The following is a 19,221-nucleotide window of genomic DNA, read 5'->3' on the forward strand; positions in this document are numbered from 1 at the left end:
AGAGAACTAGTCGCCGCGGAGGACGTCCAGCGCGTGCTGCAGGTCGGCCGGGTAGTCCGACTCGTACGTCGTCCATTCCCCCGTGCCCGGGTGCACGAACGACAGCTCCTTCGCGTGCAACCACTGCCGCGCCAGCCCGAGCCGGGCACTCAGCGTCGGATCGGCGCCGTACATGGCGTCGCCGGCGCACGGATGCCGCTGCGCCGCCATGTGCACGCGGATCTGGTGCGTGCGTCCCGTCTCGAGGTGCACCTCGAGCAGCGAGGCGTATGGGAACGCCTCGATGGTCTCGTAGTGCGTCACGGCGTGCTTGCCGTCGGAGGTGACGGCGAACTTCCACTCGGATCGCGGGTGACGCCCGACGGGTGCGTCGATGGTCCCCGCGAGCGGATCGGGCAGGCCCTGCACGACGGTGTGGTAGATCTTCTCGACCTCGCGGTCGTGGAACTTGCGCTTGAGGTCGGTGTACGCGCGCTCGGACTTCGCCACGACCATGAGCCCGCTCGTGCCCTGGTCGAGCCGGTGCACGACGCCCTGGCGTTCGGGTGCCCCCGAGGTCGAGATGCGGTAGCCGGCCGCGGCCAGCGCGCCGACGACGGTCGGTCCCTCCCAGCCGAGCGACGGGTGCGCGGCGACGCCCGCGGGCTTGTCGACCACGACGATGTCGTCGTCGTCGTGGATGATGCCGAGGTCGGGCACGGGGATGGCTTCGACCTCGAGCGTGCGCGGCGGCGCCCAGCTCACCTCGAGCCAGGCACCGGCACGCAGGCGGTCGGCCTTGTCGACGACCGCACCGTCGAGGAGCACCCCGCCTGCCGAGGCGACCTCGGCCGCCTGCGTGCGCGAGAAGCCGAGCAGCTTCGCGAGGCCCGCGTCGACCCGCGACCCTTCGAGCCCGTCGGGCACGGGCAGTGCGCGATGCTCCACCTCTAGGACTCGCGCGCGAGGGCGGCGGGCGTGCCGCCGCGGGCCTCGTGCCGCGGCTCGTCACCCTGGTCGGCCGCCTCGGGCGACTTCTCGCTGCGCGACGGCCGCGACCCGTCGAGCCCGACGCCGCGGATCGTGAGGATCATGAAGAGCACCATGCTCGACACGATCGCGATGTCGGCCACGTTGTAGATGGCCGGCAGCATCCACGGCGTCGAGATGAAGTCGATGACGTGCCCGATGCCGAAGCCCGGCTCGCGGAACAGGCGGTCGGTCAGGTTGCCGAGCACGCCGCCGAGCAGGAGGCCGAAGACGAGCGCCCAGGCGATCGACCGGATGCGGCGGGCGAACCACACGATGAACGTGATGACGCCCGCGGCGAGGATCGTGAAGATCCAGGTCATGCCGCTCGCGATGGAGAAGGCCGCCCCGGGATTCCGCACGAACTGCCACTGCAGCACGGTGCCGAGCACCGGGACGACCTCGCCCTCGGCGAGCGTGGTGACGACGAAGAACTTGCTCAGCTGGTCGACGCCGTAGACCGTGATCGCGACGCCGACCAGGATGAGCAGCGCGGTGGTGCCGACCCTCGCCGCGCGCTCAGCCGGCAAAGCCCTGGAAGGTCGGGGCGGGCTGCTCGTTGCTCACGCCCTGCGCACCGACCGGCGCCGAGAAGCCCGCGCCGCCGGAGACCTGCACCGGCTGGGCGGTGTCGAGCTCGCGGAGCTGGCCCTCGATGTAGCTCTTCAGCTTCTGGCGGTACTCGCGCTCGAAGATGCGGAGCTCGTCGACGCGCTTCTCGAGCGCGACGCGCTCCTGGTCGAGGATGCCCATCTGGGCGCGCTGCTTGGCCTCGGCCTCGGCCACGATGCGGGCCGCGGTCGCGTGGCCCTCGGCGATCAGCGCGTCGCGCTTCTCGACGCCCTCGCGGACGTGCTCCTCGTGGAGGCGGCGGGCGAGCTGCAGCAGGTTGGTGGTGCTGGTCTGCTCGTCGATCTCGGACTGCGGCGTGGCGGTCGGAGTCGGCACCGCGACCGTGGGCGGTGCGGCGGCGGGCTCGGCGTAGACGGGCGCCTGGGCGGCTGCGGACGCGGATCCGCCGCCCTCGCCGGCGCGTGCCTCGGCCGCGGCGAGGCGCTGGCGCAGCTCCTCGTTCTCCTGGTTGAGCCGGCGAAGCTCGACGACCACCTCGTCGAGGAAGTCATCGACCTCGTCCTGGTCGTAGCCCTCCCGGAACTTCGTCGCCTGGAAGCGCTTGTTGACCACATCTTCCGGAGTTAGCGCCATGGCTTCCCATCCCTTGAATCTGTCGAACGGTTCGATCACGTTCTGCTAACGGTAGCAAAGAGAACCTCGGGGATGCAGAGCGGCGACGTACGGCGCGCCACCCCGCGTCATCCGGGTCAGGCCGTCGCAGCGGATGCCGCGGCGAGCCAGGACACGACCGTCATCGCGATGATCACCACGAGCATCGCGATGCTCCAGCCGAGGTCGAGCGCGACCTGCCCGAGGCGGATCGGCGGCACGAGGCGCCGGAAGAATCGCACGAGCGGATCGGTGACCGTGTACACGCCCTCCACGAGCACGAGCACGAATCCACGCGGGCGCCACGACCGGTTGAAGGTGCGGACGAGGTCCAGGACGAACCTCGCCCACATGATGAAGAAATAGATGAGGAGGAGGGTGTAGAGGAGGTTCCAGACGACGGAGAGGGCGCTCACGACGGGGAGTCTACGCGTGCGTGAAGAACGACGCGTCCACGTCGCCTTCCGCTTCGCCGGCCTCTCCGGAGACCACGACGTGCGCCGGGGAGAGCAGGAAGACCTTGCTCGTCACGCGCTCGATCTTGCCGTACAGGCCCTGCGAGAGGCCGCTCGCGAAGTCGATGAGCCGGCGAGCGTCGGCGTCGGACATCTGCGAGAGGTTGATGATCACCGGCACGCCCTCGCGGAACGACTCTGCGATCATCTGGGCGTCTCGGTACTGGCGCGGGTGCACCGTGAGGATCTCGTTCATCTCCGCCTGCGGTGGTGTCGTCGGTTGCACGTGGTGCTTTCGGAGGGGGGTCACGGCCGCTCCGCCCTTGGCCGCGGTCGGTGCGGGCGCCGCGTGCACGATCGGTGCCGGTGCGGCCGCCGGGGGCGGCGTCTCGGCCTCGAGCTCCTCGTCGGCGAGTCCGAGGTAGACCATGGTCTTCTTGAGCGGGTTGGACATCGCTGCCTCCGTCAGTCGTTCGTGGTTTCGAGGCTAGCCCGGGGCCGGTCGATTCCCCGTGATTGCCGTTCCGATCCGCAGGTGTGTCGCACCCTCCAAGATCGCGTCGCGATAGTCGTGCGACATCCCCATGGACAGCGCGGTGGCCTCGGGCGCGAGCGGCCTGATGCGATCCGAGAGCCCGCGCACGCGCGCGAAGGCCGCTCGCGCGTCCTCGTCGAGCGGAGCCACGGCCATGAGGCCGAGCAGGCGGAGCCCCGGCGTGCGGAGCACGTGCTCGACGAGGTCCTCGAGGCCCTCGGGATCGACGCCGCCACGCCCCGGATCGTCGGTGAGGTTGACCTGCACGAAGCAGTCGACGGATGCCTCGTCGGAGCGCAGCGCGTCGACGAGCGAGGTCCGGTCGACGGAGTGGATCACCGAGGCGTAGGCGCGGACCTGCCGCGCCTTCTTGCCCTGCAGCTGTCCGACGAAGTGCCAGTCCAACCCGAGGTCGGCCAGCTCCCGCGCCTTCGCCTGCGCCTCCTGGTGCCGGTTCTCGCCGATGTCGCGCACGCCGAGGGAGGCGAGTTCGCGGATGAGCGAGACGGGCTGGAACTTCGTGACCACGACGGTCGTGATGTCGTGGGCGTCGCGTCCGGCCGCGTCCGCGGCATCCGCGATGCGTTCTCGGACCGCCGAAAGCCGGGCGGCGAGCTCGCTCACGCGGCTCGCCCCCCGGCCGGCGTCCTCGCGCCTCACTTGAGGAAGTCGGGGATGTCGAGGTCGTCGGAGTCGTCGCCGAACGCGGGATCGGTCACGATCTGGTCGGCCGAGCTGCTCGTGGCCTCGCCCCAGTTGGCCGTCTCGACGAGCTCCTCGATGTCGATCTCGGCGAGGGGCTCGGCGGCGGCGTCGCTGCCGAACGCGCCTCCGACGCCCGCGCCCCCGGCGACGCCCGCCCCGACGGTCGCGGGGACGACCGTGGGCCGCTTGACCTCGACGGGCTTCGGCATCGGGTCGCCGCCGTCGAACCCGGCGGCGATCACGGTGACGCGCACCTCGTCGCCGAGCGTGTCGTCGATGACGGCGCCGAAGATGATGTTCGCCTCGGGGTGCACCGCCTCCTGCACGAGCCTCGCGGCGTCGTTGATCTCGAAGATGCCGAGGTTCGACCCGCCCTGGATCGAGAGGAGCACGCCGTGCGCGCCGTCGATGGATGCCTCGAGCAGCGGACTCGCGACGGCGAGCTCGGCCGCCTTGATCGCGCGGTCGGCGCCGCGCGACGAGCCGATGCCCATGAGTGCGGAGCCCGCGCCCTGCATGACCGACTTGACGTCGGCGAAGTCGAGGTTGATCAGGCCCGGCGTGGTGATGAGGTCGGTGATGCCCTGGACACCGGCGAGGAGCACCTGGTCGGCCGTCGCGAAGGCCTCGAGCATCGAGATGCCGCGGTCGCTGATCTCGAGCAGGCGGTCGTTGGGCACGACGATGAGAGTGTCGACCTCTTCCTTCAGCCGCGCGACGCCCTGCTCGGCCTGCGTCTGGCGGCGCTTGCCCTCGAAGCTGAACGGCTTCGTCACGACGCCGATCGTGAGCGCTCCGATCGACTTGGCGATGCGCGCGACGACGGGCGCGCCGCCCGTGCCGGTGCCGCCGCCCTCGCCGGCCGTGACGAAGACCATGTCGGCGCCCGCGAGCGCCTCCTCGATCTCCTCGGCGTGATCCTCGGCCGCGCGACGACCGACCTCGGGGTCGGCGCCGGCGCCGAGGCCTCGCGTGAGGTCGCGGCCGACGTCGAGCTTGACGTCGGCGTCCGACATCAGCAGCGCCTGGGCATCGGTGTTGATCGCGATGAACTCGACCCCGCGCAGGCCGAGCTCGATCATGCGATTGACGGCGTTGACGCCGCCGCCGCCGATACCGACCACCTTGATGACGGCGAGGTAGTTCTGGTTTGTCGACATGTCCGGCCCTCTCTGCGAACTCTGAACCTTGAACCTCTACTCGAAGGTTAAAGTTTTGCCGAGTATGCAATTCCTGAGTTCGAAGGTAGGTGCCCCGTCCGAGGCATCCCGCAAGGCGCTCCCGCGTGTCGCGATCCGATGCGAGGGTCCGAGCCCGGTGGGGCCGGATGTCGCGACGGGCGACCGCGTCGGCGGCTACTGCCGGACGGGACTGAGCGGCGCGGAGACGTCGTAGCGATCGACCTCGTCGGGCGGAGCGGCCGCCATCAGTCGAACCAGGACGGCCGACTTCAGCGCGGAGTCCTCGTCACTCCCCCAGACGACCGCCGCACCCTCCGCGAGCTCGAACTCCACGTCGTCGGGCGTCTGCGCGGTGACCGTCGTGACGCGAGCCAGGAGGTCGGCGGGCAGACTCCGCAGCACGGCGCCGACGGCCCGGAAGGCATCGCCGTCCACCCCGCCCTCGACGGTGATCACGGGCAGCGCATCGGGCCGTTCGTCGGATCGCGCGACGACCACGCCCGCCGCGTCGACCGCGGTGAAGCCCGACGGGCCGTCCAGGACCCCGACGGGCGTTCGCTCGACGATCCGGACCACGAGCGTGCCGGGCGGCAGGGTCTCGGTCGCGTACGTCTCGATCAGCGGGAACTCCGAGAGCGTGGTCTGCACGTCGTCGGCCGAGATGAGCGGGAGCGGCGTGCCGATCCGATCCTCGAACGCCGCCTGGATGTCAGCGGCCGGGATGCGCGAGGCGCCCTCGACGCGCACCTCGCGGAGCGCCATGAGCGGCGAGTAGGCCACGGCGACCGCGAGCACCGCGAGTCCGACGACCGACGCGATGCCGACGATCCAGGCGAGGCGGCGCATGCGGCTGCGGTGCGTGAAGCGCCGCATCTCCTGGCGCTCGTAGCGGCGACGCTCGCGCTCGGCGGCAGCGATCGCGCGACGTGCCGCGCGATCGTCACGACCTCGCGCGCCGCCGTCGGTGGCAGGAGTCGCCGGCTTGCCCGTGCTCCGGTCATCGGGCCGGCTCGGACGCCGGTCGTGCCGCGGCGCGCCAGGGGTCGGCTCGGCCCCGGACGAGCGCGCTGCGGTGTCGAGGGCCGCACGAGGGATGGGCTCGGTCGCGTTCGCGTCCTGCGCGCCTCGCGCGCCGCGCGCTGTACCGGTCGCTGCACCGGTCGCGACGGCGCGGGGCGTCGCACCGGACGGCTCGGTCCTCTCACGCGCGGCCGAGGGCGGCGCCGCAGGCGTGCGCACGGTCCGCGCGCGATCGAATCCCTGCGGCCGCCTCACGTCGCCCCGCTCAGCCGCGCCGCTCGTGCTCGAGCGACCCGAGCAGCTGCGGCACGATGCGGTACACGTCGCCGCAGCCCAGCGTGATCACGAAGTCTCCCGGTCGCGCGATGCGCGCGGTGTGGTCGGCCGCCTCCTGCCAGTCGGCGATGAACGCGACATGCTCGGGGTGCTCGAACCGCTCGCTGACGAGCGCGCCCGTGACACCGGGCTCGGGGTCCTCGCGGGCTCCATAGACGTCGAGCACGACGGTCTCGTCGGCGTACTGCTCGAGGACCTCGGCGAACTCCTTCGCGAACAGCCGGGTGCGGCTGTAGAGGTGCGGCTGGTGGACGGCGATGATGCGCCCGTCGCCCACGACCGTGCGCGCCGCGGAGAGCGCCGCGGCGACCTCGGTGGGGTGGTGCGCGTAGTCGTCGTAGACGCTCACGCCGTCGACCGTGCCATGCAGCTCGAAGCGGCGCCCGGTCCCGGCGAACCGCGAGACGCCGTCGAGGGCGCGCTGCGGATCGAAGCCGAGGCCCACGAGCACCGCGAACGCGCCCGCTGCGTTGATCGCGTTGTGCCGCCCGGGGATGCGCAGCTGCGCACGGTACTCGCGCCCCTCGTGCGTGACGGCGAAGGCCACGGGGCCGTCGGTCACGATGTCGTGCACCCGCACCGTGGCATCCGGCGCCTCGCCGAAGGTCAGCACGCGGGCGTGCGAGAGCCGCTCGCGCACGCGCGTCGCACCGCGGTCGTCGGAGGAGATCACGACGAGTTCACGGGCCCGATCGGCGAAGTCGACGAAGGCCTGCTCGAACGCCTCGAGCGACCCGTAGTGGTCGAGGTGGTCGGGATCGACGTTCGTGATGAGCGCCACGGAGGTGTCGTAGAGCAGGAAGGAGCCGTCGGATTCGTCGGCCTCGACCACGAACAGCTCGCCCGAGCCCGATGCCGAGCTCACGCCGAGCTCCTCGATCACCCCGCCGTTGACGAAGCTCGGGTCCTCGCCGAGGGCGAGCAGGCCGGTGATGATCATGCCCGTCGACGTGGTCTTGCCGTGCGCGCCGGCGACCGAGACGAGCCGCTGGCCGGCGATCACCGAGGCCAGCGCCTGCGAGCGGTGCAGCACCGGGATGCCGCGCTGCAGCGCCAGCCGGTACTCCGGGTTGTCCTGCCAGAGGGCACCCGTGACGACGACCGTGTCGACGTCGTCGGGCAGGTTCTCGGCGGCGTGGCCGATCGCGATCGTCGCGCCGAGCTCGCGGAGCGCCGCGATGTTCGCCGAGTCCCGCACGTCGGATCCCGTGACGCGGTGCCCTGCGCCGAGCGCGAGGCGGGCGATGCCGCTCATGCCCGAGCCGCCGATGCCGACGAAGTGCACGGTGCCGAGGTCGGCGGGGATCGGGGTGGAGAGGTCGGGCTTGATCGTCACGGTGTCGTGGAGCTTCCTGGTCGGATGATCGGTCGGTTCAACGTTACGCGCCCCGGGCGGGTGGTTCGCCCGCCGGGCGCAGCGCGGCGTCGATCAGGGCGACCGTGCGATCGGTGCCGTCGAGCGCGCCGATGGATGCCGCGGCCCGCGCCATCGCGTCGAGCCGCTCACGGTCGGCGAGCAGCGGGACGAGCCCGCGCTCGACCCACTCGGGGAGGAACGCGGCGTCGTCGACGAGGATGCCGCCGCCCGCGCGGACCACGTCGGCGGCGTTGAAGCGCTGCTCGCCGTTGCCGACGGGATACGGCACGTAGACGGCCGGGATGCCGAGCGCAGAGAGTTCGCTCACCGTGGCCGCCCCGGCACGCGAGACGGCCGCGTCGGCGATCGAGAGCGCGAGGTCCATGCGGTCGGCGTACTCGACCATGCGGTAGTCGGGCAGGCCCGGGTCGTCGACGTCGGACTTCGCTCCCGTGACGTGGAGGACCTGCCAGCCGCGGTCGACGAGCGCCCGCGCGCTCGCGACCATCGTGCGGTTGATGCGACGTGCGCCGAGCGAGCCTCCCGTCGCGAGGAGCACGGGCCGGGCGGGATCGAGGGCGAACAGCGCCGCCGCCTCGGCGCGGCGCGCCGGACGGTCGAGCGTCTCGATCTCGCGACGCAGGGGCATGCCCACGAACTCGGCGCGCGGGAGTGGCGTCCCGCGGAAGGCGACGCCGACGCGTGCCGCGAACCGGGCACCGAGCCGGTTCGCCAGTCCGGGACGTGCGTTCGCCTCGTGGATGACGACGGGGACGCGGGCACGGCGTGCGGCGAGGTACGCGGGGGTCGCGACGTACCCGCCGAAGCCGACGACCGCATCGACGCCGCGCTCATCGATGATCGCGGCGACGTCGGCGATGGACCGGCGGAATCGCGAGGGGAACCGGAGCGCCGCGCCGTTGGGGCGCCGCGGGAACGGCACCTTCTCGATCGTGAGCAGCTCGTATCCGCGCGCGGGCACGAGACGCGACTCGAGCCCCTCGGCGGTGCCGAGGACGAGGACGACGGCATCGGCGTCGCGCTCGCGAAGCCGGTCGGCGACGGCGAGCAGGGGGTTCACGTGGCCGGCGGTCCCGCCGCCGGCCAGGAGGTACGTGGTCATCGGCTGCGCGCCGTCCGGTTCGCGCGCGTCGCGCGTCGTTGCTCGGCACGCGCGGCGGCACGCGCGGGCGCGCCGGGATCGCGCGCGACCGAGAGGACCACGCCGATCGCGAACAGGGTGGTGAGCAATGCGGTGCCGCCGGCCGAGACGAGCGGCAGCGGAACGCCGAGGACGGGGAAGACGCCGAGCACGACACCGATATTGACACACGCCTGGCCGACGACCCACACGAGCACTGCGGCGGCGACGGTGCGGGCGAACGGGGTGGTCGACGAGCGGATGATGCGGGCGAGCGCGATGGCGAGGACGACGAAGAGCCCGATCACGACGACCGCGCCGATGAGGCCGAGCTCCTCTCCGATGATCGCGAAGATGAAGTCGTTGTCGGCGGCCGGGAGCCACGACCACTTCGCGGCCGAGTTGCCGAGTCCGACGCCGAAGATGCCGCCGTTCGCGAGCGCGAAGGTGCCGTGCTGGATCTGCCAGCAGTCGGCCGTGTCGTACTGCGTGCAGTGCTCGTGCAGGAAGGCGGTGATGCGACGCATTCGGTTCTCGCTGGAGATGGCCACGAGCCAGAACGCGATGGCGCCCACGACGAGCGGGATGACGAGCAGCCGGAGTCGCACGCCGATCAGGAAGAGCGTGCCGAGCAGCATCGCGGCCATGACCATGACGGTGCCCAGGTCGCCGCCGAGCAGCACGAGTCCGATGGCACCGCCGCCGACGAGCAGGATCGGCATGATGCCCTGGCCGAACTCGTGGAGATGCTCCTGCTTCTTGGTGACGATGAGGCCGAGCCAGAGCACCAGCGCCACCTTGATGAGCTCGGACGGCTGGAACTGCACCGGGCCGAGTCGCAGCCAGTTGGTGTTGCCGCCGACCTCGACCCCGAGCGGGGTCGCGACGACGAGCAGCTGCAGGGCGCACGCGACCCCGAGGACGAGCCAGGCGATGCGCATCCAGAAGCCCTCGGGCATGCGGCCGGCGAGCAGCATGACCGGCACGCCGATCAGCGCGTACGTCGCCTGCTGCAGGGCGCGCGACGTGAAGTCGCCGTCGTTCTCGAGGCCGGACTCGACGATCGAGGAACTGAGCACCATGATGAGGCCGAGCAGCACGAGGAAGAGCGTCGTGCCGAGGAGGAGGAAGTAGTCCTTCGACTCGGGCCGGAATGCGCCGAGGCGGATGCGGGCGGCGAGGCCCGACGCCTCAGGGCGCTTCGGCGGGCGGCTCGTCCGAGGCGGGCTCGTCATGCGCCTCCCCTCCGAGCCGCTCGCGGACGGCGTCGTGGAAGCGCCGGCCGCGGTCGGCGTAGTCCGCGAACTGGTCCATCGATGCCGCAGCCGGGGCGAGGAGGACGGTGTCTCCGTCCTCCGCGACCGAGGCCGCCAGGGCGACCGCGTCGGGCATCACGTTCTCAGTGTCATCCGCGAGCACCTCGAAGAGGGGCAGTCCCGGCGCGTGTCGGCGGAACGCCTCGACGAGCGGCGTGCGATCCCGCCCGATCACGACCGCGGCCCGCAGGCGGGCCACGTGCCGCGCGACGAGCGCATCGGCGTCGACGCCCTTCAGCAGCCCGCCCACGATCCACACCACGCGGCCGAAGGCGCGCAGCGACGCCTCGGCCGCGTGCGGGTTGGTCGCCTTCGAGTCGTCGATCCAGCGGATGCCGCCGGCCACCGCCACCGTCTCGATCCGGTGCGCGTCGAGGCGGAAGGTCGCGAGCGCATCGTGGACGACCCGGACCGGCACGTCGTACGAGCGTGCGAGCGCCGACGCCGCGAGGATGTTGGCCACGATGTGCGGCGCGGCGAGCCCGTGGGGCTCGAGCTCGTCGAGCGTGGTGATCTCGAGGGCCGCGGTGCGCCGATCCTCGAGGAACGCCCGATCGCAGAGGATGCCGTCGACCACGCCGAAGTCACTGGGCCCGGGCGTGTCGAGCCCGAAGCCGATGGCGCGGGCGCCCTCCTCGACCTCGGCGTCCTCGACCATCGTGCGGGTCGCCTCGTCGGCGCGGTTGTAGACGCACGCGACCTTGGTGTTGGCGTACACCTTGCCCTTGGCGTCGCGATAGGCCTCGGCCGAACCGTGCCAGTCGAGGTGGTCGTCGGCGATGTTCAGGCAGACGCTCGAGTACGGATGGATCGCGCCGGGGCCCTCGGTCGGCAGGCGGTGCAACTGGAAGCTGGACAGCTCGACGACGAGCACGTCGTAGCCGAGCGGGTCGCGGACCGCGTCGAGCACCGGCACCCCGATGTTCCCGCACGGCGCGACCCGCACGCCGTTCGCGGCGATGAGGGTCGCAGCGAGCTGCACCGTCGTGGTCTTGCCGTTCGTGCCCGTGACGAGCATCCACTCCGAGGCCTTCACCTTGTCGCGCACACGCCACGCCAGCTCGATATCGCCCCACACCGGGACGGCGCGCTCCTCGGCCCAGGTGACGACCGGGTGATCGGGCCGGAATCCCGGTGAGATCACGACGAGGTCGGGGGCGGATGTCGCGAGCTCATCGGGCACGGCGTCGAGCGGATGCGATGCGAAGCGCACCCCGATCACCTGGAGGATCCGTTCTCGGTCCTCGTCGCGGTCGCGCGCGTAGACGGTGACCTCGGAACCGAGCTCGGCGAGCGTGTCGGCGACGGCGAATCCCGTCACTCCGAGACCCAGTACCGCGACCCGGAGGCCGCGCCATCCGTCGGCATGCCAGCTCGTCAGGCCCTCGAGGCGCGCGGCGCGCGCAGCGGCATCGGTCAACTCTGCAGCCATTCGAAGTAGAAGGCGCCGACGCCCGCCGCGACGAACAGACCGCCGATGATCCAGAACCGCACGACGATCGTGACCTCGGCCCAGCCCTTCAGCTCGAAGTGATGGTGGATGGGGCTCATCAGGAAGATGCGCTTGCCGCCGGAGATCTTGAAGTACGCGCGCTGCACGATCACCGAGCCCGCCTCGATCACGAACAGGCCGCCGATGATGAGCAGGAGCAGCTCGGTCTGGCTCGTCACGGCGAGTGCCGCGAGCGCACCGCCGAGGCCGAGCGAGCCCGTGTCGCCCATGTAGATGTGCGCGGGATTGGTGTTCCACCAGAGGAAGCCGACGACCGCCCCGACGATCGCGGTCGCGACGATCGCGAGGTCGAGCGGGTCCCGCACGTCGTAGCTGCGATAGAGGTCGTCCGGATTGAGGTTCTCGCTGAAGCGGGACTGGTTGAACTGCCAGAAGCCGATGATGATGAACGACCCGATGGCGAGGATCGACGCGCCCGAAGCCAGGCCGTCGAGTCCGTCGGTCACGTTCACGCCGTTCGAGGCCGCCGCCGTGATGAGCACGATCCACGCGACGTACGCGATGATGCCGACCACCGTGCCGAGCACCATGAAGTCCAGCGGCAGGTCGCGGATGAAGGAGATCTTCGTCGTGGCGGGCGTCGCCCCCTCCTCGTTCGGGAACTGGAGCGCGAGGAGGGCGAATGCCGCTGCGACGAGCGTCTGGCCGGCGATCTTCGCCCAGCCCCCGAGCCCGAGGCTCTGCTTCTTGCGCGTCTTCAGGAAGTCGTCGACGAAGCCAACGAGGCCGAGGCCCACCATCATGAACAGCACGAGCAGGCCCGACGCCGTCGGACCGTCGCCGATGAGCATCGTCGCCGAGAAGTACCCGAACAGCGTGCCCAGGATGAAGATGATGCCGCCCATGGTCGGCGTGCCGCGCTTGACGTGATGGGTCTTCGGACCGTCGTCGCGGATGAACTGGCCCCAGCCGAGCCTCGTGAACAGCCGGATGAACAGCGGCGTCAGGAACAGGGTGAAGGAGAGCGACAGGGCTCCGGCGGTCAGAAGTGCTCTCACGCGAACCATTCTCCCAGTCGGTCTCCGAGGTGGCGGAGGCCCGCCGAGTTCGACGATTTCACCAGCACGGTGTCGCCCGGCCGGACCGTCGACGTGACGAGCTCGAAGGCCTCGTCGGCCGTCTCGACGTACGCCGACTCGCCGTCCCACGACCCCTCGTTGATCGCCGTGATGTGCAGCCGCCGCGCGCCCTCACCCACGACGACGAGCTGGGACACGCCGAGCCGCACGGCGAGCAGGCCGATGCGATCGTGCTCCTCGCCCGAGAACTCGCCGAGTTCGCTCATCTCGCCGAGCACGGCGATCGTGCGCCCCTCGGGCCGCTTGACCTGCGCGAGCGTCTTCAGCGCGGCCGCGACCGAGTCGGGGCTCGCGTTGTAGGCGTCGTTGATGACCGTGATGTCGTCGCGGCCGCCCATGACCTGCATGCGCCACTGCTCGGCGAGCGTCACGCGCTCGAGGCCGGAGACCACGGTGGCCAGCGGGACGCCCAGCTCGAGCGACGCTGCGATCGCGGCCAGCGCGTTCATGACGTGGTGCTCGCCGAGCACCGAGAATCGCACGCGCGCCGACTCGCCGCCGGGCACGGTCACGGTGAACGACGTGCCTCGTGCGTGCACGACCACGTCGGTCGCCCGCACGTCGGCGCGCTCGCCCAGCCCGAACCACACGACGCGTGCGGCCGTGACGTCGGCCATGGGCACCACGCGCGGGTCGTCGGCGTTCAGCACCGCGACATCGGTCGCGAGCAGGTCGGTCACCATCTCGGACTTGGCCTGCACGGTCTTCTCGATGCCGCCGAACTCGCCCGCGTGGGCGAGTCCGACCTTCAGCACGATGCCGACGTCGGGTCGCGCCATCCGGATCAGGCGGGCGATCTCGCCGACGCCCGACGCGCCCATCTCGGCGACCAGGTACTCGGTCTGCTCGGTGAGCTCGAGCATGGTGGTCGGCGCGCCGACCTCGTTGTTGTAGCTCTTGCGCGCCGCGACCGTGGGGCCCACCGCCTCGAGCACGGTGCGGAGCAGGTTCTTCGTGGTCGTCTTGCCGTTCGAGCCCGTGACGCCCACGATGCGCAGCCGGCCGAGCGCGCGCACCCGAGCCACGACCTCGGTGGCGAGCGCGCCGAGCGCGTCGACCGAGTCGGCGACCACGACCTGCGGCACGGGCAGGTCGAGTGGACGCTCGACGATGAGCAGGGCGGCGCCGCGCTCGACCGCGCCCGGCGCGAAGCGGTGCCCGTCGTCGAACTCCCCGCGCTTGGCGACGAAGATGCCGCCGGGGACGACCTCGCGCGAATCGGTCGTGACCGGACCGTCCACGACGGTCGACTCGGTCGCCGAGGTGCCGACGGTCTCGAGGCGGCCGCCCGTCGCGGCGACGACCTCGGCCAGCGTGAGCGCGATCATGCGAGCCACCCCGCCTCGTGCAGCGCCAGCCGCGCGTCGTCCCTCGCCGAGTACGGATGCTTCACGCCCGCGACCTCCTGGTAGTCCTCGTGTCCGGGGCCGGCGTACAGGATCGCGTCACCCTCGCCGGCCAATGCGAGCGCCTGCCGGAAGGCGGCCCGCGGATCTGCGATCTCGTGGATCTCCCGTTCGGGGACCGCGGCGCGGGCACCGGCGATCAGCGCGGCGCGGATCGCGGCCGGATCCTCCCATCGCGGGTGGAAGTCGGTGATGACGAGCGCGTCCGCCCCCCGGGCCGCGATGGCGCCCATGTCACGGCGCTTGGTCGCGTCGCGGTCGCCGTCGGCGCCGAAGACCATCACGATGCGCCCGTCGGTCGTGCGGCGGATGGCATCGAGGGTCTGCCGGAACGCGTCCGGCGTGTGCCCGTAGTCGATGTACACGACAGGCCCCCGCTCCCCCGAGACCCGCTCCGCCCGGCCGGGGATGTAGGCATCGATGCCGTGATCGGCGACCGCATGCGCGATCAGGTCCAGGTCGTGGCCTCCCTCGACGAGCATGACGATCGCCAGCGCGGCGTTGGACGCCATGAACCGCCCGATGAGCGGGACGCGCGTCTCGAGCGCGCGGCCGTCGGGTCCGACCAACCGGAACGCGGTGTGGGTCGGCGCCTCGTCGAGGATCTCGAGCATCCAGTCGGCCTCGACGCCGGGCTCGGTGGCGAGCGTGGTGACCGGGATCCGCGATTCGGCCACCAGGCGGCGGCCCCACTCGGAATCGACCGTGACCACGCCGCGGCGCGCACGCTCGGGCGTGAACAGCTCGCGCTTCGCGTCGAAGTACTCCTCGAGGGACGCGTAGTCGTCGAGGTGGTCGTGGCTGAGGTTCGTGAACCCGACCACGTCGAAGACGATGCCGTCGACGCGGTGCCGGCTCAGGGCCTGCGCCGACACCTCGATGCCGACCGCGCGCACGTCGACCTCGCGCATGCGTGCGAGCAGGGCGTGCAGCTCGCTCGCCTCGGGCGTCGTCAGCGAGCTGGTCACGGCCACGTCGCCGATCCGCCGTTCCGCCGTCGAGGTCAGGCCCGCGGTCACGCCGAGCTGGCGCAGCAGCGCGTCGAGCAGGTAGACCACGCTCGTCTTGCCGTTCGTTCCCGTGACGCCGAACAGCGTCGCGGGGTTCTCGGCGGTCCGGTGGATCCAGGCGGCGACCTCGCCGAGCGCGGCGCGCGCATCAGGCGTCACGAGCACGGGAAGGCCCGACGCGGCCGCACGCTCGGCACCCGCGTCATCCGTCAGGACGGCCACCGCCCCGTTCGCGGCAGCCTGCGCGGCGAAGTCGGCGCCGTGGGCGTTGCGACCGGGCACGCCGACGTAGAGGTCGCCGCCGTTGACCGCCCCGGAGGCGATGGCGACGCCGGTCACGTCGATCTCGTCGATCCCGCCGCGCACCTCGAATCCGAACGCCTCCGCGAGGCCGCGGAGCGATCGAGGACTCGGGTGCAGCGGCCGGAGTGCCGTCGGAGGCGTTCCGGTCACGAACCCAACTTTCTACCAGGTGGCTGGCAACTCGGGCGCCGGAGCGCCGGATGGAATCGTCCGATACTTCTTCAGCACCTGGCTCATCACCTGTTGGAAGACGGGAGCGGATGCGGCGGACGAGTTCATCTTAACCGGGTCCATGATGCTGACCGAAACGACGAACTCGGGGTCGTCGGCCGGAGCGAACCCGGACACCGACACCAGGTGACCGCTCTGGTAGCCGCCGTTCCCGTCGGCGACCTGCGCGGTTCCGGTCTTCGCCGCGACCCGGTACCCGGGGATGTTCCAGTCGTCGGCGAGCCACCCCTCGAGGTACACGCGCTCGAGCATCTGGGCGGTCTGATCCGCCGCCTTCTCGGACACGACCCGGCTGCCCTCGGTCGAGGCCCGCTCCGTGACGACGCCGTCGGCGGCTCGGCACCCGTCGACGAGCGTCACGGGCATCCGGACGCCGCCGTTGGCGATCGTCTGGTACACGCTGGCGATCTGGATGGCGGTCGTCGTCAGTCCCTGCCCGAACATCGTCGCGTACTTCGTCTGCGCATCCCAGGCCTCGGGGCCGCCGTGCAGGTCGCCCGCCGCCTCGCCGGCGAACCCCACCTCGCTGACCGAGCCGAGCCCGAAGTCGAGCATGTCCTCGTATCGCTGCTCGTCGCTCACGCGCTCGCCGAACAGCGACATCGCCGTGTTCGACGAGTCGATGAGCATGCCCGTCATCGTGTAGTTCGTCGGGCCGTGACCGTGGCTGTCGGTGATGTCGGCGCCGTTCGACGGCAGGTACTGGTAGTCGGCCGTGACGCCCGCGGTCGGGTCGCCCTTGCCGGCGTCGATGACGGATGCCGACGTGAGCGCCTTGAAGGTCGAGCCGGGTTCGAACGGCGCCGTGAACGCACGCGAGCCGCGGTCGTCCGAGTCGACCGAGGACGGCGAGTTGGGGTCGACCGTGGGGACGTCGGCGACTGCGAGCAGGCGGCCGGTCTTCGCCTCCATGACCGTCACGGTCGCCCACTGCGCGCCCGTCGCCTGCACTTGCGCGGCAGCCACGCGCTGCACGAAGTACTGCAGGTCGGAGTCGATGGTCAACTGCAGGTCGCCGCCCTGGCGCGCCTGGGAGAGGACGCGCTCGGAACCGGGGATCTCGACCCAGTCCTTCAGGCTGTGCAGCCACGTGCGCTGGCCGTTCTCGCCGGCGAGGCACGCATCCTCGGAGTATTCCAGTCCAGCGACCGCGTTGCCGTCGGGATCCATGAAGCCGAGGAGGTTCCCCGCGACCGCGCCGTTCGGATATCGACGACTCGGGTGCTCGTAGGGCACCACCCACGGGATGTCGAGCGCCCCGACCTCCTCGTACGCCTCGGTGTCGACCAGCTTCGCGACGTACGCGAAGTCGGAGTCGGGATCCTCCTCGAGCGCCGCGTCGATGACGCCGCGGAGCTCCTCGGCCGAGCGTCCGATGACCGCGCCGAGCTCGGAGAGGACCTGATCGAGCGGCACCTCGACCTCGATGGTCTTCGACGGGTCGGCGGGATCGGGCTGCTCGCGCACCACGGGCCCGAGCATCGCCTGCTTCGGGGAGAGCGCGATGTCGTAGCGCATGACGCTGTCGGCGAGGACGATCCCGTTGGCGTCGACGATCTCGCCGCGCTCGCCGTAGATCGTCGCGACGCGCGACCTCACGTCCTCGGACGCCGCGTTGAGCTCGGCAGCGCGCACCACCTGGATGTCGACGAGCCGGATGACGAACCACCCCACCATGAGCACGAGCGCGAGGCCCGCCGCGATGATGCGGCGCAGCGGCCGCCGGCTCACACGGTTCATCGGTCGGGTCCGCTCCCTTCGCGGCGTGGTTGATCGGTCAGTGCGTCGCGGGCGTCGGCAGTCCGCCCTGCAGCGCGGGCGGGGCGGCCGGCGTGCCGGCAGACGGTGCCTCCGGTTTCCCACCCTTGTCGGAAGTCTCCTCCGCCGCCTGTTCGGTGACCGGCGGCACGCCGTCGATGAGCGCGTTCGGCACGAGGGATACGGAAGCGCCGGCGGCGCCGTCGGCCGCCGTCGGCTCGCCGAGCACGGCGCCGTCGGAGAGACGCAGGTACACGGGATCCGAGTTCGGCACCATGCCGAGCGCCTCCGCGTTCATGGCGAGGTACTGCGGCGATTCGAGGCGGTCGAGATCGTCCGAGAGCTTCTGCTGCTCGCGCTGCAGCTCGGACTGGCGGAGGAGCTGCGCGTCGAGCTCGTAGGCGCCCTGCGTCATCGCGATCGACAGCAGCAGCTGCGCCATGGCGATGGCGCCGATCGAGACGAGTGCGACCACGCCGTAGGCGAGCCTCGGCCTCGCGCGGCGCACCGTCTCGGGCACGGGGCGAAGTCGCCTCGTGCGTTCGGGCGCCACCCCGGGTGCGGGCCGTCGCGCGGGTCGGGTCTGGGCCGGCAGTGCGCTCATGACGGCCTCCTCACTCGTTCTGCGGCGCGCAGGCGCACCGGCTTGGCACGCGGGTTCTCCGCCTGCTCGGCCTCGCTCGCGAGTTCGGCACCCCTGACGAGGAGCCGGAACTGCGGGCGGTGCTCGGGAAGCTCCATGGGCAGCCCGGGGGGCGCCGTGGAGCTGGATGCCGCCGCGAGGACGCGCTTGACGAGCCGGTCCTCGAGCGACTGGTACGCGAGGACCACGATGCGGCCCTCGACGGCGACGAGGTCGAGTGCGGCGGGGAGCGCCCGTTCGAGCACCGCGAGTTCCTCGTTCACCTCGATGCGCAGCGCCTGGAAGACGCGCTTGGCCGGATGGCCGGCCCGCTGCACCGCGACGGGCGTCGCCTCGTGCAGCACCTCGACGAGCCGCCCGGACCGGGTGATCGGCGCCGACAGACGAGCCTTCACGATCGCGCGCGCGTACCGCGCCGCCAGCTTCTCCTCGCCGTAGTCGCGGAAGATCCGTCGGAGGTCCTCCTCGGAGTACTCGGCGATGACGTCGGCGGCGGTGCGGCCCCGAGTCGAGTCCATTCGCATGTCGAGCGGCGCATCCTTCGCGTACGCAAAGCCGCGCTCGGCCCGGTCGAGCTGCAGGGACGAGACGCCCAGGTCGAACAGGATGCCGTGCACCTCGCCGAAGCCCTCACCGCGCACCGCTTCGGCGATGCCGTCGTACACGGTGTGGACGAATCGCACCCGATCCCCGAAGGACGCGAGCCGCTCCCCCGCGATCGCGAGCGCGTCGGGATCGCGATCGAGCCCGATCGCCGTCGCTCCCGGGAAGCGCTCGAGCACCGCGGCGGTGTGGCCGCCCATGCCGAGCGTGGCATCGACGAAGACTGCGCCATCGCGCTCGAGCGCCGGCCCGAGCAGCTCGAGGGTTCGCTCGAGCATCACCGGAGTGTGGATGCGTTCGATGTCCATGCTGCCTCCCGATCCCGGTCCGCCGGGTCCCGATCCCCATCCGTTCGTCCTGCTGCGGGGAAGTGCAGCAGGCTCGCACGGCTGGGAGT

Annotated in this window: 18 protein-coding genes; all 18 read right to left on the reverse strand. The window is 71.3% G+C overall.

The genetic code is table 11. The features are described 5' to 3' along the window. Positions 1-6: 6 nt before the first annotated feature. The 18 genes from BLT99_RS06580 to rsmH all read right to left on the reverse strand — a co-directional run bounded on the left by BLT99_RS06580 (position 7) and on the right by rsmH (position 19,132). Positions 7-927, reverse strand: a complete 921-nt coding sequence (locus BLT99_RS06580) for an RluA family pseudouridine synthase (protein WP_092670324.1) — start codon at positions 925-927, stop codon at positions 7-9. A 2-nt stretch (positions 928-929) separates the two neighbouring features. After that, positions 930-1,538, reverse strand: a complete 609-nt coding sequence (gene lspA, locus BLT99_RS06585; protein WP_229724826.1) for a signal peptidase II — start codon at positions 1,536-1,538, stop codon at positions 930-932. Continuing rightward, a complete protein-coding gene (locus BLT99_RS06590; RefSeq protein ID WP_092675749.1) occupies positions 1,528-2,214 on the reverse strand; it encodes a DivIVA domain-containing protein in 687 nt (228 codons plus the stop codon). The genes lspA and BLT99_RS06590 overlap by 11 nt, the downstream gene beginning before the upstream one ends. A 116-nt stretch (positions 2,215-2,330) precedes the next feature. Beyond that, positions 2,331-2,648 (reverse strand): YggT family protein, encoded by a 318-nt coding sequence (locus BLT99_RS06595; RefSeq protein WP_092670325.1) that lies wholly within the window; start codon positions 2,646-2,648, stop codon positions 2,331-2,333. Positions 2,649-2,658: 10 nt separating this feature from the next. Beyond that, complete coding sequence (locus tag BLT99_RS06600; RefSeq protein WP_092670326.1) at positions 2,659-3,141, reverse strand: cell division protein SepF; 483 nt, start codon at positions 3,139-3,141, stop codon at positions 2,659-2,661. A gap of 33 nt (positions 3,142-3,174) precedes the next feature. Further along, entirely contained in the window at positions 3,175-3,846 is a 672-nt protein-coding gene (locus BLT99_RS06605; RefSeq protein ID WP_092670327.1) for a YggS family pyridoxal phosphate-dependent enzyme, read from the reverse strand. 32 nt (positions 3,847-3,878) lie between these two features. Beyond that, positions 3,879-5,087: a cell division protein FtsZ gene (gene ftsZ / locus BLT99_RS06610; protein WP_092670329.1), complete on the reverse strand. Its 1,209-nt coding sequence runs from the start codon at positions 5,085-5,087 to the stop codon at positions 3,879-3,881. Between the two features lie 195 nt (positions 5,088-5,282). Then, positions 5,283-6,383, reverse strand: coding sequence for an FtsQ-type POTRA domain-containing protein (locus BLT99_RS06615; RefSeq protein ID WP_157674951.1), 1,101 nt, complete (start codon positions 6,381-6,383; stop codon positions 5,283-5,285). A gap of 10 nt (positions 6,384-6,393) precedes the next feature. After that, positions 6,394-7,800 carry a UDP-N-acetylmuramate--L-alanine ligase gene (gene murC / locus BLT99_RS06620; protein WP_092670333.1) on the reverse strand — a complete coding sequence of 469 codons (1,407 nt, stop codon included), beginning with the start codon at positions 7,798-7,800 and terminating at the stop codon, positions 6,394-6,396. Positions 7,801-7,843: 43 nt separating this feature from the next. After that, a complete protein-coding gene (murG, locus tag BLT99_RS06625; RefSeq protein ID WP_092670335.1) occupies positions 7,844-8,944 on the reverse strand; it encodes an undecaprenyldiphospho-muramoylpentapeptide beta-N-acetylglucosaminyltransferase in 1,101 nt (366 codons plus the stop codon). Next, complete coding sequence (ftsW, locus tag BLT99_RS06630) at positions 8,941-10,197, reverse strand: putative lipid II flippase FtsW (RefSeq protein ID WP_092670337.1); 1,257 nt, start codon at positions 10,195-10,197, stop codon at positions 8,941-8,943. The genes murG and ftsW overlap by 4 nt, the downstream gene beginning before the upstream one ends. Further along, complete coding sequence (murD, locus tag BLT99_RS06635) at positions 10,154-11,710, reverse strand: UDP-N-acetylmuramoyl-L-alanine--D-glutamate ligase (RefSeq protein ID WP_092670339.1); 1,557 nt, start codon at positions 11,708-11,710, stop codon at positions 10,154-10,156. Before murD ends, ftsW begins: the two co-directional genes overlap by 44 nt. After that, positions 11,695-12,789, reverse strand: a complete 1,095-nt coding sequence (gene mraY / locus BLT99_RS06640; RefSeq protein ID WP_092670341.1) for a phospho-N-acetylmuramoyl-pentapeptide-transferase — start codon at positions 12,787-12,789, stop codon at positions 11,695-11,697. Before mraY ends, murD begins: the two co-directional genes overlap by 16 nt. Next, complete coding sequence (locus tag BLT99_RS06645; protein WP_092675751.1) at positions 12,786-14,198, reverse strand: UDP-N-acetylmuramoyl-tripeptide--D-alanyl-D-alanine ligase; 1,413 nt, start codon at positions 14,196-14,198, stop codon at positions 12,786-12,788. The genes mraY and BLT99_RS06645 overlap by 4 nt, the downstream gene beginning before the upstream one ends. Next, on the reverse strand, positions 14,195-15,739 hold the full coding sequence (locus BLT99_RS06650) for a Mur ligase family protein (RefSeq protein WP_092670343.1): 1,545 nt from the start codon (positions 15,737-15,739) through the stop codon (positions 14,195-14,197). The genes BLT99_RS06645 and BLT99_RS06650 overlap by 4 nt, the downstream gene beginning before the upstream one ends. A 12-nt stretch (positions 15,740-15,751) precedes the next feature. Next, complete coding sequence (locus tag BLT99_RS06655) at positions 15,752-17,560, reverse strand: peptidoglycan D,D-transpeptidase FtsI family protein (RefSeq protein WP_092670345.1); 1,809 nt, start codon at positions 17,558-17,560, stop codon at positions 15,752-15,754. A 37-nt stretch (positions 17,561-17,597) separates the two neighbouring features. Then, positions 17,598-18,182, reverse strand: a complete 585-nt coding sequence (locus BLT99_RS06660) for a hypothetical protein (protein WP_092670347.1) — start codon at positions 18,180-18,182, stop codon at positions 17,598-17,600. After that, positions 18,179-19,132, reverse strand: a complete 954-nt coding sequence (gene rsmH, locus BLT99_RS06665; RefSeq protein WP_092670349.1) for a 16S rRNA (cytosine(1402)-N(4))-methyltransferase RsmH — start codon at positions 19,130-19,132, stop codon at positions 18,179-18,181. The genes BLT99_RS06660 and rsmH overlap by 4 nt, the downstream gene beginning before the upstream one ends. Positions 19,133-19,221 lie beyond the last annotated feature (89 nt).

The organism is Agromyces flavus, assembly GCF_900104685.1.
Lineage (GTDB): Bacteria > Actinomycetota > Actinomycetes > Actinomycetales > Microbacteriaceae > Agromyces > Agromyces flavus.

Bases quoted from the DNA above. Each gene is read 5' to 3' on its own strand.
- BLT99_RS06590 (WP_092675749.1), bottom strand. From the start codon at position 2,214: ATGGCGCTAACTCCGGAAGATGTGGTCAACAAGCGCTTCCAGGCGACG.
- BLT99_RS06600 (WP_092670326.1), bottom strand. From the start codon at position 3,141: ATGTCCAACCCGCTCAAGAAGACCATGGTCTACCTCGGACTCGCCGAC.
- ftsZ (WP_092670329.1), bottom strand. From the start codon at position 5,087: ATGTCGACAAACCAGAACTACCTCGCCGTCATCAAGGTGGTCGGTATC.
- murG (WP_092670335.1), bottom strand. From the start codon at position 8,944: ATGACCACGTACCTCCTGGCCGGCGGCGGGACCGCCGGCCACGTGAAC.
- ftsW (WP_092670337.1), bottom strand. From the start codon at position 10,197: ATGACGAGCCCGCCTCGGACGAGCCGCCCGCCGAAGCGCCCTGAGGCG.
- murD (WP_092670339.1), bottom strand. From the start codon at position 11,710: ATGGCTGCAGAGTTGACCGATGCCGCTGCGCGCGCCGCGCGCCTCGAG.
- BLT99_RS06645 (WP_092675751.1), bottom strand. From the start codon at position 14,198: ATGATCGCGCTCACGCTGGCCGAGGTCGTCGCCGCGACGGGCGGCCGC.
- BLT99_RS06655 (WP_092670345.1), bottom strand. From the start codon at position 17,560: ATGAACCGTGTGAGCCGGCGGCCGCTGCGCCGCATCATCGCGGCGGGC.
- BLT99_RS06660 (WP_092670347.1), bottom strand. From the start codon at position 18,182: ATGAGCGCACTGCCGGCCCAGACCCGACCCGCGCGACGGCCCGCACCC.
- rsmH (WP_092670349.1), bottom strand. From the start codon at position 19,132: ATGGACATCGAACGCATCCACACTCCGGTGATGCTCGAGCGAACCCTC.